General features: G+C 65.7%; 15 protein-coding genes and 2 tRNA genes. 10 read left to right on the forward strand and 7 right to left on the reverse strand.

What is annotated here, in order from left to right; genetic code table 11:
* Positions 1–35: 35 nt before the first annotated feature.
* Genes yidC through rpmH form a run of 4 tightly spaced genes read right to left on the reverse strand, consistent with a single transcriptional unit; the run spans position 36 to position 1993 of the window.
* The gene (yidC, locus tag G6N56_RS16705) at positions 36–1145 is read right to left on the reverse strand and encodes a membrane protein insertase YidC (protein WP_085254168.1); all 1110 of its coding nucleotides are present in this window, start codon (positions 1143–1145) and stop codon (positions 36–38) included.
* Entirely contained in the window at positions 1129–1446 is a 318-nt protein-coding gene (gene yidD / locus G6N56_RS16710; protein WP_142280446.1) for a membrane protein insertion efficiency factor YidD, read from the reverse strand. The genes yidC and yidD overlap by 17 nt, the downstream gene beginning before the upstream one ends.
* A 14-nt stretch (positions 1447–1460) precedes the next feature.
* The gene (gene rnpA, locus G6N56_RS16715) at positions 1461–1829 is read right to left on the reverse strand and encodes a ribonuclease P protein component (RefSeq protein ID WP_085254170.1); all 369 of its coding nucleotides are present in this window, start codon (positions 1827–1829) and stop codon (positions 1461–1463) included.
* Between the two features lie 20 nt (positions 1830–1849).
* Positions 1850–1993, reverse strand: a complete 144-nt coding sequence (rpmH, locus tag G6N56_RS16720; RefSeq protein WP_085254171.1) for a 50S ribosomal protein L34 — start codon at positions 1991–1993, stop codon at positions 1850–1852.
* Positions 1994–2613: 620 nt separating this feature from the next.
* Here rpmH and dnaA point away from each other — a divergent pair.
* The 9 genes from dnaA (at position 2614) to G6N56_RS16765 (ending at position 13747) form a co-directional block, all read left to right on the forward strand.
* Positions 2614–4140 carry a chromosomal replication initiator protein DnaA gene (gene dnaA, locus G6N56_RS16725; protein ID WP_085254187.1) on the forward strand — a complete coding sequence of 509 codons (1527 nt, stop codon included), beginning with the start codon at positions 2614–2616 and terminating at the stop codon, positions 4138–4140.
* 486 nt (positions 4141–4626) lie between these two features.
* Positions 4627–5826: a DNA polymerase III subunit beta gene (gene dnaN / locus G6N56_RS16730; RefSeq protein WP_085254172.1), complete on the forward strand. Its 1200-nt coding sequence runs from the start codon at positions 4627–4629 to the stop codon at positions 5824–5826.
* Between the two features lies 1 nt (position 5827).
* Positions 5828–6985, forward strand: coding sequence for a DNA replication/repair protein RecF (gene recF / locus G6N56_RS16735; protein ID WP_085254173.1), 1158 nt, complete (start codon positions 5828–5830; stop codon positions 6983–6985).
* Between the two features lie 14 nt (positions 6986–6999).
* A complete protein-coding gene (locus tag G6N56_RS16740) occupies positions 7000–7527 on the forward strand; it encodes a DUF721 family protein (protein WP_085254188.1) in 528 nt (175 codons plus the stop codon).
* Positions 7528–7774: 247 nt separating this feature from the next.
* Entirely contained in the window at positions 7775–9787 is a 2013-nt protein-coding gene (gyrB, locus tag G6N56_RS16745; protein WP_085254189.1) for a DNA topoisomerase (ATP-hydrolyzing) subunit B, read from the forward strand.
* A 39-nt stretch (positions 9788–9826) separates the two neighbouring features.
* The gene (gyrA, locus tag G6N56_RS16750) at positions 9827–12346 is read left to right on the forward strand and encodes a DNA gyrase subunit A (RefSeq protein WP_085254174.1); all 2520 of its coding nucleotides are present in this window, start codon (positions 9827–9829) and stop codon (positions 12344–12346) included.
* Between the two features lie 130 nt (positions 12347–12476).
* Entirely contained in the window at positions 12477–13376 is a 900-nt protein-coding gene (locus G6N56_RS16755; protein ID WP_085254175.1) for a DUF3566 domain-containing protein, read from the forward strand.
* A 76-nt stretch (positions 13377–13452) separates the two neighbouring features.
* A tRNA-Ile gene (locus tag G6N56_RS16760) sits at positions 13453–13526 on the forward strand.
* 148 nt (positions 13527–13674) lie between these two features.
* A tRNA-Ala gene (locus G6N56_RS16765) sits at positions 13675–13747 on the forward strand.
* A 331-nt stretch (positions 13748–14078) separates the two neighbouring features.
* Here the strand turns inward: G6N56_RS16765 and cwsA are convergent.
* Complete coding sequence (gene cwsA / locus G6N56_RS16780; RefSeq protein ID WP_085254176.1) at positions 14079–14513, reverse strand: cell wall synthesis protein CwsA; 435 nt, start codon at positions 14511–14513, stop codon at positions 14079–14081.
* A gap of 136 nt (positions 14514–14649) precedes the next feature.
* On the opposite strand from cwsA, the gene G6N56_RS16785 reads away from it, so the two are divergent.
* Positions 14650–15198: a peptidylprolyl isomerase gene (locus G6N56_RS16785; RefSeq protein WP_085254177.1), complete on the forward strand. Its 549-nt coding sequence runs from the start codon at positions 14650–14652 to the stop codon at positions 15196–15198.
* Positions 15199–15205: 7 nt separating this feature from the next.
* Here G6N56_RS16785 and G6N56_RS16790 read toward each other — a convergent pair whose 3' ends face one another.
* Positions 15206–15631 (reverse strand): PH domain-containing protein, encoded by a 426-nt coding sequence (locus G6N56_RS16790; protein ID WP_085254178.1) that lies wholly within the window; start codon positions 15629–15631, stop codon positions 15206–15208.
* 155 nt (positions 15632–15786) lie between these two features.
* A complete protein-coding gene (gene crgA, locus G6N56_RS16795; RefSeq protein WP_085254179.1) occupies positions 15787–16068 on the reverse strand; it encodes a cell division protein CrgA in 282 nt (93 codons plus the stop codon).
* Between the last annotated feature and the right edge of the window lie 39 nt (positions 16069–16107).

Genomic DNA, 16107 nt, shown 5'->3' on the forward strand with positions numbered 1-16107 from the left:
CGCCTTTGCCGGCGGCCCAAAGAATTTCGGCGTCGTCAGCGTTTACGCCGTTTTGGTCGCGCCCCCGGCCGCGGCGTCCGGTTGGCCGCAGTACCGCTCGGGCTCTCGGGTCCGGCGGTCTTCTCCGTCTCGACGGTTTCGCCGTCGGACGCTTCCCCCGCACCCGCCGCATCCTCATCACCATCGTCGGCCGACGCTCCGTTGCCGCTCGCCGCCGCGGTCTTCGGCGCGCGCTTCGGCTTGGCGCCCGGCGCCGGCGCGTTGGCCGCGCGGCGCGCGATCACCTCTTGCTTCTTCGCTTCTTCCTCTTTCTCGATCATCCCGAACACGTAGTGCTGTTGCCCAAACGTCCAGATGTTGTTCGAGAACCAATACAAGATGATCGCGAGCGGCAGGAACGGGCCGCCGACGACGACACCGAGCGGGAAGACATACAGCGCCAGCTTGTTCATCATCGCCGTCTGCGGGTTGGCCGCCGCCTCCGGACTCTGCCGAGCCACCGAAGCGCGGCTGTTGAAGTACGTTGCGATACCGGCCAGGATCATCACGGGCGCTCCGACCGCGATCACCGCCGGGAGACTGTAAACAGTGAATGCGTCCAGTCCGGAGTGTTGCGTCATCGACGCACCGATCGGGGCGCCGAACAAGTTGGCGTCCAGGAAGTGCCCCACATCGGCCGGCGTGAAGACGTAGTTGCCGGTGGCCCGGTTCTGGGCCACGGACAGATGTGGCTGACCGAAGCCCCCCGTCGTGCGGTTGAACGAACGCAACACGTGATAGAGGCCGAGGAATACCGGGATCTGCGCGAGCATCGGCAGACAGCCCAGGATCGGATTGAACCCGTGTTCGCGCTGGAGCTTCTGCATCTCGAGTGCCATCCGCTGGCGGTCCTTGCCGTACTTCTTCTGCAGCGCCTTGATTTGCGGTTGCAGCTCCTGCATCTGGCGCGTGGTCCGGATTTGGCGGACGAACGGCTTGTACAGCAGCGCGCGCAAGGTGAACACAAGGAACATCACCGCGAGCGCCCACGCGAAGAAGTTCGACGGTCCCAGCACGGCCGCGAAGAGCTTGTACCAAGCCCACATGATCCATGACACCGGGTAGTAGACGAAGTCAAGGCTGAAGAAATCAAACAAAAGACCCACTCTCCCCTCGGACCCCCGGCAAGGCCCGGGCTCCGCTCGCGTGATCACAGTTGTGGCGCTCCGGTATCGGGTCCCACCCTCCCCGGTGCCATGGTCCGCACTTCGCGAGGCGCACCGCGGCCAGGCGGCATCCTCGGAACAGGCCGTATTCGGTCAACGCATCGACGGCGTACTGACTGCACGTCGGAATGAAGCGGCATGTCGCCGGACGCAACGGCGACACCATGTGGCGGTACAGCTGGATGAGATAGACCACGACCCGAACCGTCGCCGTGCCCGCCGTACGGCCTGCCGCGCGCACCCGCACCAGTGCGGTCACAGATCCGTTCCCGCCGACCGGAGAGCGCGGCGCAACGCCCGGCGCAGCTGTTGCTCCAACCGTGCCGACGACACATTGCGGCTGCTGGGCAGAGCCCGGATTACCACCCGATCGGATTCCTGGAGTTCGTCCAGCATCGGACGGGCGACATGCCGCAAGCGACGGGCGACCCGATGGCGTTCCACCGCGGTCCCCACCGGCTTGGCAATGATCAGGCCGACGTGGGGCGCGCCGGTATCAACGATCTCGTCGCCGTCCCCTCGCCGGAAATGGACGATCAGATCGGGCTGCGCCGCGCGCAACCCGTGCCTCACCGTCGCGTCAAACTCGGTTGACCGCCTCATGCGGTTGCGTGCGCGAAGCACGGCAGAACCCGGTAGTGCGATCAGGCAGTCAGAGAACGGCGGCCCTTGCGGCGCCGCGTCGACACGATTGCACGCCCGGCGCGGGTGCGCATCCGCAGGCGGAAACCGTGCACGCGGGCTCGGCGCCGGTTGTTCGGCTGGAAGGTCCGCTTGCCCTTGGCCACGACGTTCTCCTCGTTCTGTCTCGCTTCAAGTAGTCCCAGCCACCCGGCCGCTCAGACATGTACTCTGCAGGTCGGTCGGGGGTGGTTCCCGCTCGCTGGCCGGCGCGGTCCCCGGGCACGTCACCCCGGGTCGCTGCCGTATCGCCGACGTTCGGGCGACTATTTGAGGGTACTGACGTGCGTTGGCTGGGTCAAACCTGGCCTGCGCCAACGAACCCGCTCGATGCCCTCGCCGCATCCGGAGGTAACGTCGGCGTCCGGGCGCCCCGCTTCCCCACGAGCCGCACCGGGCCCAAGTCACCTTAAACAACTCGATTGGAATGCAACGGAACGGTTGGCAGCCGCACGGAAAACTGTTAGCTTCTGCCAAGGTCGTTTTAGACTGGAACGGCGCTCGACAACGAAGCAAGGATGGCGGGTCAACTAGCTGCGTAGACGACCTCTACGGGTTTTCTTCAGCACGGAGATCGCGTGCCGTCGCCGATAGGTTGCGGCTCGCTTACGATCATCTTGTCCACACCTGTGCATAACTATGTGGACAGTTGCTTCGTCGGCCTAGCGTCGTCTGATACTTGTTCGTATAACGACCCGGGATGTGCGAGAACCAGGGAGATGCGTCGTTGACCGATGACCCCGGTTCAAGTTTCACGACTGTGTGGAACGCCGTCGTATCAGAACTCAACGGCGACGCCACCGCGGACGGTGCCTCGCCAAACCGCACCACCCTCATCACCCCGCTCACACCACAGCAGCGCGCCTGGCTGAATCTTGTTCAGCCGCTGACCATCGTTGAGGGATTCGCATTGCTGTCGGTGCCGAGCAGCTTCGTGCAGAACGAGATCGAACGCCATCTGCGCGCACCCATCACGGACGCCCTGAGTCGCCGGCTCGGCCAGCAGATCCAGCTCGGCGTCCGAATCGCGCCACCGACCGAGGACGCCGACGACGGGTCCTTCCCGCCCGCGGAGGCTTTCACCCAACCGGAAGCCTCGCCCGACGAGCTTGCGATCGAACACGACGACGTTGAGGACAACGGAGAAGCGCCTGGGTCCGAACACCGTTGGCCCCACTACTTCAGCGAACGCGCGCGAAATTCCGATCCCGTCGTCACCAGCGAGGCCAGCCTCAACCGCCGATACACCTTCGACACGTTCGTGATCGGCGCCTCCAACCGATTCGCACACGCCGCGGCCCTGGCGATTGCCGAAGCCCCCGCCCGCGCCTACAATCCCCTGTTCATCTGGGGTGAGTCCGGACTGGGCAAAACCCACCTGCTGCACGCCGCCGGCAACTACGCACAACGACTGTTTCCCGGCATGCGAGTCAAGTACGTGTCGACCGAGGAATTCACCAACGACTTCATCAACTCGCTTCGCGACGACCGGAAGGTCGCATTCAAGCGCAGCTACCGCGACGTCGACGTACTGCTGGTCGATGACATCCAGTTCATCGAGGGCAAGGAAGGTATCCAGGAGGAGTTCTTCCATACCTTCAACACCCTGCACAACGCCAACAAGCAGATCGTCATCTCCTCCGACCGGCCGCCCAAACAGCTCGCCACCCTCGAAGACCGGCTCAGAACGCGGTTCGAGTGGGGCCTGATCACCGACGTACAGCCACCGGAGCTCGAAACCCGCATCGCCATCCTGCGCAAGAAGGCACAAATGGAGCGCCTTGCGGTGCCCGACGACGTGCTCGAGCTGATCGCCAGCAGCATCGAACGCAACATCCGTGAACTCGAGGGTGCCCTCATCCGGGTCACCGCGTTCGCCTCGCTCAACAAGACGCCGATCGACAAGGCACTCGCCGAGATCGTGCTGCGCGACCTCATCGCCGACGCCAGCACGATGCAGATCAGTTCGGCGACCATCATGGCCGCGACCGCCGAGTACTTCGACACCACGGTGGAGGAATTACGCGGCCCCGGCAAGACCCGGGCACTGGCTCAGTCGCGCCAGATCGCGATGTATCTGTGTCGCGAGCTCACCGATCTGTCGCTGCCCAAGATCGGCCAGGCATTCGGTCGCGACCACACCACGGTGATGTACGCGCAGCGCAAGATCCTCTCCGAGATGGCCGAACGGCGCGAGGTGTTCGACCACGTCAAAGAACTCACCACTCGCATTCGTCAGCGTTCCAAGCGCTGATTCTCGGCTGCTGCCAACTTCTTTCGAAAAACTTCCCGCACCTCTGTCACACCAGTCACAGCCGGACGCTGTGCGCAGCGCTGTGCACAACGCAAACAAACAACAGTGCAACAAACTCCCGCTGCGCACACCGCCCCCGCACATCCCCAGCCGCCGACCGCGCGACACACACTTGTCCACGTTGTCATCCACAGCGCACCGACGCCCCTAGCTGCGCCGGGGCCGTGCTGTCCCCAGCATGCACAGTCCTTATTACTGTTACTGAGATATCTCCATGGGTTTCTCTTCGAAGAACGGTCCTGGGGAACCACTCGGGAACCTTCGTGCACACCACCCCATCGAGCCTTCGCCGGCCCGGCTTGTCGGCCTTCTCGATTAGCTTTCAAGATGAGCTCAGAAGCTCTACGGTTGTTCTTCGACTCCCCGTATCGGTGCGGGGGACTGGTCACCGAATCGGTGAACGCTTTGGGTAGGTGAAGGGACGCTATGAACGCGGCGACGACAACAGCTGGCCTCACCGACTTGAAGTTTCGGTTGGTGCGGGAGTCCTTCGCCGACGCGGTGTCGTGGGTGGCGCGAAACCTGCCGACAAGGCCGGCGGTTCCCGTGCTCTCCGGAGTCTTGCTGTCCGGCTCGGATGCGGGCCTGACGATCTCCGGGTTCGACTACGAGGTTTCCGCCGAGGCACAGGTCGCGGCCGAAATAGCTTCTCCGGGAAGCGTTTTGGTTTCCGGTCGGCTGCTGTCCGATATCACCCGGGCGCTGCCGAACAAGCCCGTCGACTTTTACGTCGACGGCAACCGGGTCGCCCTGACCTGTGGGAATGCCCGATTTTCGCTGCCGACGATGGCGGTTGAGGATTACCCGACGCTGCCTTCCCTGCCGGAAGAGACCGGCACCCTGCCGGCGGACCTGTTCGCCGAGGCGATCAGTCAGGTCGCTGTCGCGGCCGGCCGGGACGACACGCTGCCCATGCTGACGGGCATCCGGGTCGAGATTTCTGGCGACACCGTTGTTTTGGCGGCGACCGACCGGTTCCGCCTCGCGGTTCGCGAACTGACCTGGTCGGCGTCGTCGCCGGACATCGAGGCCGCGGTGTTGGTACCGGCCAAGACGCTGGCCGAGGCCGCGCGGGCCGGTACGGACGGATCGGAAGTCAGGCTGTCGTTGGGCGCCGGTGGCGGCGTGGGCAAGGAGGGCCTGCTGGGCATCAGCGGCAATGGCAAGCGCAGTACCACCCGGTTGTTGGATGCGGAGTTTCCGAAGTTTCGGCAGTTGCTGCCCGCCGAGCACACCGCCGTCGCCACGATTAACGTCGCGGAACTGACCGAGGCGATCAAGCTGGTGGCGCTGGTGGCCGACCGCGGTGCCCAGGTTCGGATGGAATTCGCCGACGGCACGTTGAGGCTGGCCGCCGGTGCCGACGATGTGGGTCGGGCAGAGGAAGACCTTCCCGTCGATTTCGTGGGTGAGCCGTTGACGATCGCGTTCAACCCGACATATCTGACCGACGGCCTCGCCTCGGTGCACTCCGAGAGGGTGTCGTTCGGTTTCACCACACCCGGCAAGCCGGCGTTGCTGCGCCCGGCGTCCGACGGTGACGCGCAGCCCGCTGGCAGCGGTCCGTTCATGGCGTCGCCGACGGACTATGTCTACCTGCTCATGCCCGTCCGGTTGCCTGGCTAGGGTGTACCTCCGGCATTTGGGACTGCGCGATTTTCGGTCCTGGGCGCACGCCGACCTCGAATTGGAGCCGGGCCGGACGGTGTTCGTTGGTCCGAACGGCTTTGGTAAGACGAATCTCATTGAGGCGCTGTGGTATTCGACGACGCTGTCTTCCCACCGAGTGGGAACCGACGCGCCACTCATCCGGGCCGGTGCCGACAGGGCAATCATTTCGACGATCGTGGTCAACGAGGGCCGTGAATGTGCGGTCGATCTGGAGATCGCGGCGGGCCGAGCTAACAAGGCGAGGTTGAACCGATCACCGGTGCGCAGTACGCGCGAGGTGGTCGGGGTGCTGCGCGCCGTGTTGTTCGCTCCGGAGGATTTGGCACTGGTGCGAGGGGACCCGGCCGATCGCCGGCGGTACCTTGACGACTTGGCGACGGTGCGCCGGCCGTCGGTCGCCGGGGTGCGGGCCGATTACGACAAGGTGCTGCGCCAGCGCACCGCGCTGTTGAAATCGATCTCGGGGGTGCGACACCGAGCGGATCCCGGCGCCCTCGACACGTTGGACGTGTGGGACAGCCGGCTGGCCGAGCATGGCGCCGAGCTGATGGCTGCGCGCATGGATCTGGTGAATCTACTCGGGCCCGAGGTCGAAAAGGCTTACCAATTGCTGGCTCCCGGATCCCGCCCGGCATCCATCGCCTACCGGACCAGCCTCGGCGCGGGTGGGCCTGAAGATCCGCAAGGTCCGGATCGGGAACTTCTGGAGGCCTCTCTATTGGCGGCGCTGGCCGCGCGTCGCGCCGCGGAATTGGAGCGCGGCATGTGTCTGGTGGGTCCGCATCGTGACGACCTGGAACTGCGCCTCGGCGACCAGCCCGCGAAAGGGTTTGCCAGCCATGGCGAATCGTGGTCGTTCGCGGTGGCGCTGCGCCTGGCGGCGTACGAGTTGTTGCGCGAGGAAGGGAGCGAACCGGTGTTGTTACTCGACGACGTGTTCGCCGAGCTCGACGCCGCGCGGCGGCGGGCGCTGGCCGCCGTGGCGGAATCGGCGGAGCAGGTGCTGGTGACCGCGGCGGTCGAAGAAGACATTCCCGAGGGCTGGTCGGCGCGGCGGGTGCACATCGACCTGAGCGACGACGAGTCGGGCAGGCTTTCGGTGGTGCGCTCGTGACCGACGGCGAAGAAATGGCCCTGCCGAGCGATCTGAAGGGCATCGACTTGGTGCGGCGCACGCTCGAGGAGGCACGCGCGGCCGCCCGCGCGCAAGGTAAGGATGCCGGGCGCGGCCGGACGGCGGCACCGGTCCCGCGCCGGGTCGCGGGGCGGCGGAGGACCTGGTCCGGTCCCGGGCCCGACGTCCGCGACCCCCAACCTCTGGGCCGATTGACGCGGGATATGGCCAAGAAGCGCGGCTGGTCGGCCCGCGTCGCGGAGGGGACGGTGCTCGGACAGTGGGCCACGGTCGTGGGCCATCAAATCGCCGACCATGCCACGCCGACCGGACTCAGCGAGGGCGTGCTCAGTGTGACGGCGGAGTCGACGGCCTGGGCAACGCAGCTGCGGATGATCCAGGCGCAACTCTTGGCCAAGATCGCCGCGGCGGTGGGCAACGGCGTGGTGACCTCGCTGAAAATAACCGGGCCGACGGCGCCCTCGTGGCGGAAAGGTCCACGCCACATCGCCGGGCGCGGCCCGCGCGACACCTACGGCTGATCGCACGTCGGCCATCCCCGGGGCGGCGTTCATCAACAGGCCGCTCAGAGCCGCTAGAAGGTGACAGACGGGTCCGACTAGCGTCAGGACACGGCCTAAATGAAGAAATCGTGCGCACGGCGCGGTTAGCCAGGCAGAAACACGCCCAGAAAATCGGTGCCAAGCCTCGATCACGGTAGAGTGGTGAGGTGCGATCGATGCGGTGACCGAACCGCTTGCACGTAACCCCGAGGAGAGCTTTCCGAACGTGGCTGCCAAAAACCAGTACGGTGCTGATTCAATCAAGGTCCTCGAAGGGCTGGAAGCGGTCCGCAAACGCCCCGGTATGTACATCGGCTCTACCGGCGAGCGAGGTTTGCACCATTTGGTCTGGGAGGTGGTCGATAACGCCGTCGACGAGGCGATGGCCGGGTTCGCCACCAAAGTGACGGTCCGGCTGCTCGATGACGGCGGCGTCGAGGTCGCCGACGATGGCCGCGGCATTCCGGTCGAGATGCACTCCACCGGTGTGCCGACCGTCGATGTCGTGATGACCGTGCTGCACGCGGGCGGCAAGTTCGAACAGGGCGCCTATCAGGTGTCCGGCGGGCTGCACGGTGTGGGTGTCTCCGTCGTCAATGCCCTGTCCTCGCGTCTCGAAGCCGACATCAGACGAGACGGGTACGAGTGGTCGCAGGTGTACACCAACTCGGTGCCCGGCGTCCTCAAACAGGGCGAGAAGACGAGGAAGACGGGCACCACCATCCGCTTCTGGGCCGATCCGGAGATCTTCGAGACCACCGACTACGACTTCGAGACGGTGGCCCGCCGGCTGCAGGAAATGGCATTCCTCAATAAGGGGTTGACCATCGAGCTGACCGACGAGCGCGTCACCAAAGAGGAAGTCGTCGACGAGGTGGTCAGCGACACCGCGGAAGCTCCGAAGTCCGCAGAGGAGAAGGCTGCGGAAACGGTTGGGGCGCACAAGGTAAAGCACCGCACGTTCCACTACCCCGGTGGCCTGGTCGACTTTGTCAAGCACATCAACCGCACCAAGAGCCCGATTCAGCAGAGCATCATCGGCTTCGAGGGTAAGGGCGACGGCCATGAGGTCGAGGTTGCGATGCAGTGGAACGGTGGATATTCCGAGTCGGTCCATACCTTCGCCAACACCATCAACACCCACGAGGGCGGCACCCACGAGGAGGGCTTCCGTAGCGCCCTGACGACCGTGGTGAACAAGTACGCCAAAGACAAGAAGTTGTTGAAGGACAAAGATCCCAACCTCACCGGCGACGACATCCGGGAGGGCCTGGCCGCGGTCATCTCCGTCAAGGTTTCGCAACCCCAGTTCGAGGGCCAAACCAAGACCAAGCTCGGAAACACCGAGGTCAAGTCATTCGTCCAGAAGGTCTGCAACGAACAGCTGACGCACTGGTTCGAAGCCAACCCCGCGGATGCGAAGGTCGTTGTCAACAAAGCGGTTTCGTCGGCGCAGGCGCGGATCGCGGCGCGCAAGGCGCGTGAGTTGGTGCGGCGCAAGAGCGCAACCGACCTCGGCGGGCTGCCCGGCAAGCTTGCCGATTGCCGTTCGACCGACCCTCGTAAGTCGGAACTCTATGTGGTGGAAGGAGATTCGGCCGGCGGCTCGGCGAAGAGTGGCCGCGACTCGATGTTCCAGGCCATCCTCCCGTTGCGCGGCAAGATCATCAACGTGGAGAAGGCCCGCATCGACCGGGTGCTGAAGAACACCGAAGTCCAGGCGATCATCACCGCGCTGGGCACGGGGATTCACGACGAGTTCGACCTCACCAAGCTGCGCTACCACAAGATCGTGTTGATGGCCGACGCGGACGTCGACGGCCAGCACATCTCGACCCTGCTGCTGACGCTGTTGTTCCGGTTCATGCGGCCGCTGATCGAGAACGGGCACGTCTTCCTCGCGCAGCCGCCACTGTACAAGCTCAAGTGGCAGCGCACCGACCCGGAATTCGCCTATTCCGACCGCGAGCGCGACGGCCTCCTGGAGGCCGGGCTCAAGGCCGGCAAGAAGATCAACAAGGAAGACGGCATCCAGCGCTACAAAGGTCTGGGTGAGATGGACGCAAAAGAATTGTGGGAGACCACGATGGACCCGTCGGTGCGGGTGCTGCGCCAGGTCACGCTGGACGACGCGGCGGCCGCCGACGAACTGTTCTCCATTCTGATGGGTGAAGATGTCGACGCGCGGCGCAGCTTCATCACCCGCAACGCCAAGGACGTTCGCTTCCTGGACGTCTGATCAATCAGACACGCGTAGCTCGACGCAAACGAGGAATACATGACTGACACCACGCTGCCCCCGGGCGACGAAGCCGGCGACCGTATCGAACCGGTCGACATCCAGCAGGAGATGCAGCGCAGCTACATCGATTACGCGATGAGCGTCATTGTGGGCCGCGCGCTGCCGGAGGTGCGCGACGGCCTCAAGCCGGTGCACCGCCGTGTGCTGTATGCCATGTACGACTCGGGTTTCCGCCCGGACCGCAGCCACGCCAAGTCGGCACGGTCGGTCGCGGAGACGATGGGTAACTACCACCCGCACGGTGACGCCTCGATCTACGACACCTTGGTGCGCATGGCCCAGCCTTGGTCGCTGCGCTACCCGCTGGTCGACGGCCAGGGGAACTTCGGGTCGCCGGGTAACGACCCGCCGGCCGCGATGCGGTACACCGAGGCGCGGCTCACCCCGCTCGCCATGGAGATGCTGCGTGAAATCGACGAAGAGACAGTCGATTTCATTCCCAACTACGACGGCCGGGTGCAAGAGCCGACAGTGCTGCCCAGCCGGTTTCCCAACCTGCTGGCCAACGGCTCCGGCGGCATCGCGGTGGGGATGGCCACCAACATCCCGCCACATAATCTGCGTGAGTTGGCCGAGGCGGTGTACTGGTGCCTGGACAATCACGAGGCCGACGAGGAGGCCACCCTCACTGCGGTCTGCGAGCGGGTCAAGGGCCCCGACTTCCCGACCCACGGCCTGATCGTCGGGTCGCAGGGCATCCACGACGCGTACACCACGGGACGTGGCTCGATCCGGATGCGCGGAGTCGTTGAGGTGGAAGAAGATTCGCGCGGCCGCACCTCACTGGTGATCACGGAGCTGCCGTATCAGGTCAACCACGACAACTTCATCACCTCGATCGCCGAACAGGTCCGCGACGGCCGGCTGGCCGGGATCTCCAACATCGAGGACCAGAGCAGCGACCGGGTGGGCCTGCGGATCGTCGTGGAGATCAAGCGCGACGCGGTGGCCAAGGTGGTGTTGAACAACCTCTACAAGCACACTCAGCTGCAGACCAGCTTCGGCGCGAACATGCTGTCGATCGTCGACGGGGTGCCGCGCACGCTTCGGCTAGACCAGATGATCCGGTACTACGTCGAACATCAACTCGACGTGATCGTTCGCCGCACCACCTATCGGCTGCGCAAGGCGAACGAACGAGCACACATCTTGCGCGGTCTGGTCAAAGCGCTCGACGCGCTGGACGAGGTCATCGCGCTCATTCGCGCCTCGGAGACCGTCGACATCGCCCGCGCGGGCCTGATCGAGTTGCTCGACATCGACGAGATCCAGGCGCAGGCCATCCTCGACATGCAGCTGCGCCGCCTGGCGGCCCTGGAACGACAGCGCATCATCGACGACCTGGCCAAGATCGAGGCCGAGATCGCCGACCTCGAAGACATCCTCGCCAAGCCGGAGCGGCAGCGCGCCATCGTGCGCGACGAGCTCCGCGAGATCGTCGACAAGCACGGCGACGACCGTCGTACCCGGATCATCGCGGCCGATGGCGAGGTCAACGACGAGGACCTGATCGCCCGCGAGGACGTCGTCGTCACCATCACCGAGACCGGATACGCCAAGCGCACCAAGACCGACCTCTATCGCAGCCAAAAGCGCGGCGGCAAGGGCGTGCAGGGCGCCGGACTCAAGCAGGACGACATCGTCGCGCACTTCTTCGTGTCCTCGACCCACGACTGGATCCTGTTCTTCACCACGCAGGGGCGGGTCTACCGGGCCAAGGCATACGAGCTGCCCGAGGCCTCGCGGACGGCGCGCGGCCAGCACGTCGCCAACCTGCTCGCCTTCCAGCCCGAGGAGCGCATCGCCCAGGTCATCCAGATCCGCGGGTACGAAGACGCGCCGTATCTGGTGCTGGCCACAAAGAACGGGCTGGTCAAAAAGTCGCGGCTGACCGACTTCGACTCCAACCGCTCCGGGGGGATCGTCGCGATCAACCTGCGCGACAACGACGAGCTCGTCGGCGCGGTGCTGTGCTCGGCCGAGGACGACCTGCTGCTGGTTTCGGCCAACGGACAGTCCATCCGGTTCTCGGCGACCGACGAGGCGCTGCGGCCGATGGGCCGCGCCACCTCGGGCGTGCAGGGTATGCGCTTCAACGCCGACGATCAGCTCCTGTCCCTGAACGTCGTCCGCGAAGGCACCTACCTGCTGGTCGCGACGTCCGGCGGGTACGCCAAGCGGACCGCTATCGAGGAGTATCCGGTGCAGGGCCGCGGCGGCAAGGGCGTACTGACGGTCATGTATGACCGTCGGCGCGGCAGGCTGGTCGGAGCGTTGATCGTCGACGACGACAGCGAGCTGTACGCCATCACTTCCGGCGGCGGCGTCATCCGCACGGCGGCGCGCCAGGTGCGCAAGGCGGGCAGGCAGACCAAGGGCGTTCGGTTGATGAACCTGGGTGAGGGCGCCACACTGCTGGCCATCGCTCGCAACGCCGAGGAGAACGCGGAAGAGGTCGTCGGCGAAACCGACCAGGCCGGGGATTCGACCACCTAGCCCGGTAACGATGCGGGCAAGCGGTGGGCCGCCCGAGAGGCTGTGCAACTAGACTCAGCCGGATCAGACGTGCGACCGCCGTGGCCGGGTGGCTTTCGGCAGGCCTGTGCAGGAGATGTAAGGAGTCGGGGTGACCTCACCGAACGAGCCGGCCGCCCCCAAGACGGGCGACAGCCTGCATGGGAACGGCGACGGTCCGGTCGATCGCGCGGGTGCGCACCGGGCGACGCCCGCCCAGGCGGGCCGGACGCAGGACGCCGGCGACCCGCCCCAGTGGCAGCGTGGTGCCGGGCGGGGCTCCCACCCCCCGCATCGCCCGGGTGACCCGCAGTCCGATGTGCGGCCCCCGGGCCCGCCCGCGGGCGCCGATGCCCGGCTGAACCGCTTCATCTCTGGGGGCTCGGCATCGGGGTCGGGCGCCCCGGCGCCCGGCAAGGGTCCGCAGCCTGACTTCAACGCGCCGCCGGCGCGGGGCGACGGCCCGCCGGCCGAGGCCTACGCCAGCGAGTTGCCGGACTTGTCCGGGCCCATCCCGCGTTCGCCGCAGCGCAAGACCGCTCCAGATCGCAGCCAGGAAGCATCGGCCACGTCGGGATCGGCCCGCTCGGCGGCATCCGAGGCACGCGAACCCCGGGAAAGCCGCGTCAACGTGGCACGGCGGGGCCGCGGGCCGGTGCGGGCGAGCATGCAGATCCGCCGGATAGACCCGTGGAGCACCCTGAAGGTGTCGCTCCTGCTGTCCGTGGCGCTGTTCTTCGTCTGGATGATCGCGGTGGCGTTCCTCTACCTGGTGCTCGGCGGCATGGGGGTGTGGGCGAAGTTGAACAGCAACGTCGGTGACCTCTTGAACAACACGAGCGGCAGCAGCGGCGAACTGGTTTCCAGTGGGACCATCTTCGGTGGCGCGGTCCTGATCGGTTTGGTCAACATCGTGCTGCTGACCGCCATGGCGACGATCGCCGCGTTCGTCTACAACCTGACCACCGACCTCATCGGCGGCATCGAGGTGACGCTGGCGGACCGGGATTAGGCTGGGTTGATCTACAGCGGTTTTGGGGATGGGGCGCCGGTTGCGGTAATCTCGTCGCTCGGCCGTATGCGCGTACGGGCCTATAGCTCAGGCGGTTAGAGCGCTTCGCTGATAACGAAGAGGTCGGAGGTTCGAGTCCTCCTAGGCCCACAACCATGTGCCCGTCAAGACGTTGCGTGAGGCTTGCAGTGCCACTGGCCGTGGTCGGGATGGCGGTGGTGGTGCTGTCGCGACGCGGGGTCGAGGTGTGGCATGTGGCGGTGGACGACCCTCCCGGTCAACCGCCTGCTCAGGATGAGGGGCCTTAGCTCAGTTGGTAGAGCACCGCCTTTGCAAGGCGGGTGTCAGGGGTTCGATTCCCCTAGGCTCCACACGTCAGAATTCTCCGTATCCCTACACCGCGCGGCTAGCGTGAAATGGTGGTCGACGCTGAGCCGACACGCGTCTGGGAATTCGTCGACGCGCCCGACGGGGCGGGCTGGGCGTGGCGTCGATGGTCGGATACCGCGCGCTGGCGGATCCCGGCGGCGTGCACCGCGGCATGCCTTCGGCCAAGCTCACATTCATCGTGAGCCTCGACGACGGGCTGCGGGCCGCCCCCACCCCCCTATGCAGAGGCGCAATGGGGCGTGCGCCGCTTCTTCGTGCGGGCACCAGACGGCAATGTCCTCAACATCGTCAGCCACGCGGAGTGAGCCGCCCTCACGGCCGCGGCTGCACCTCGACGCTGGGCGGCCGCGGGGACTGCTCCTCGCGCTCCGGCCGCATCGAACGCCGGACGATGCTGAAGGCAACCGCACCGCCACCCAGCACGACCACGGCGGCCCCTGCGATCATCCACGGCCGCTTGCTGCGGCGCCGCGAGCGGCGGGCGTCCTGCAACGCCTGGGGCAGGCCGGCGACGACCTCTTGTGCGGCGGAAAGTTCTTGCGCGAGCGCTTCTTGTGCGGCGGCGATCTCCCGCGCCAGGCGCCCCTCCTGGTAGCGACGGCGAAGTTCCGACGCGGTCGACTGCGCGGATTGGACGCCCAGGCCCACCATCCCCCGAGTGACGTCCACGGGTCCCACCGCCGAGTAGGCCAGGCCCCGGACCAATCGCTGTCGGGGGGTCAACCGGGATTCGGTCTTCGCGCTCATGCGCCGCCTTTCTGTGCCCGCGTCAGGTGCCGATCAGAATGCCATGCATGGGAAGCGTAGAGGTCCCTTGTGCGCCCACCGCGTTTGGTAGCTGAGGCGGCCGGCCCGACACCCGATGCGGGGGCCTCCGCGAGTGATGGCAGACTTGCGTGTCGTGACCAACAGCCCGAACCAGACCGCCACCGCCACACTGCACACCAACCGCGGCGACATCAAAGTCGCCCTGTTCGGAAACCACGCGCCCAAGACCGTCGCCAACTTCGTTGGCCTGGCTCAGGGCACGAAGGAGTACTCGACCCAGAACGCGTCGGGCGGCTCCTCGGGGCCGTTCTACGACGGGGCGGTCTTCCACCGGGTGATCGAGGGCTTCATGATCCAGGGCGGCGACCCCACCGGCACCGGCCGGGGCGGCCCGGGCTACAAGTTCGCCGACGAATTCCACCCCGAGTTGCAGTTCGACAAGCCGTACCTGCTGGCGATGGCGAACGCGGGCCCGGGCACCAACGGCTCGCAGTTCTTCATCACGGTCGGCAAGACGCCGCACCTGAACCGGCGCCACACGATCTTCGGTGAAGTCACCGACCCCGAGTCGCAGAAGGTGGTCGACGCGATTTCGACGACGGCGACCGACGGTAACGACCGTCCCACCGAACCCGTCGTCATCGAGTCGATCACGATCTCCTGAGCGTCCTTCAGGCGCGTTTGCGTCCCGCGTAGCCGGCGGCCGTCAGCGCGTCGAGCACCTCCAACGGGTCCGTCCCGAGGTCCCAGCGGGAGAACAGCACCAGTCCCCCGCCGACCGTCTCCAACTCGAGGAGGCGGACTTTGCGCGCGTATCGGCGGAACTCGGTGATGCGGATGATCTTGATGTCGGAGCGCCGCAATACCTGCGTCCGGAACCACCCGCGCAGCGCGAGGCCATCCGGGGTAATTGCCAGCTTCGGGCGCGCGCGCCACGTTCCGCCCGCAAACAGGAGCAGACCCACCGCGGCAATCCCAGCCAGGATGCGCCCCGGGGGGTCTGTGACCACGGTCACAGAGGCGATAGCCATCGCCAGGCCTGCAACCCCACAACCAGCGATTCCCGTGGCTCGCGGCTGCCACTGTGTTTGCTGCACGGGCCGCCTACCCCTTCCCACCACTGCCGATGCGGTTATCCACAAGCGCTATCAACAGTGGGGATAAATAACACGCGTGTGATTGCGGTCTCGGGACGTTGCTGGGCCAATGACAGCTCGGCGCCGAAATGTATTCATCACCCCGCGCGCCGCGGTCAGTGCCAGCGCATCGTGAGCAACAGACCCGTGATCATGAAAGCGAACGCGATGGCGTAGTTCCATGGTCCGAGTTGAGCCATCCAATTCAGGGCCGTTGGGGCCTGAGTGCCGACGGCTGCCAATTGAAAGACCATCAGCCAGACCAGGCCGATCAACATCAGGCCGACGAACAGCGCGACGAACCACACGCTCGACGGCCCGACCTTCACTTTCACCGGCGTCCGGCTGACGGTGGCGGCGGTGAAATCGTTCTTCTTACGGACCTTGGACTTGGGCATGATTACCTCGGAGATATCTCGGAAAAGCCTCGACAACAC

Origin of the sequence: Mycobacterium saskatchewanense (assembly GCF_010729105.1) — a bacterium.
Classification (GTDB): Bacteria; Actinomycetota; Actinomycetes; order Mycobacteriales; family Mycobacteriaceae; genus Mycobacterium; species Mycobacterium saskatchewanense.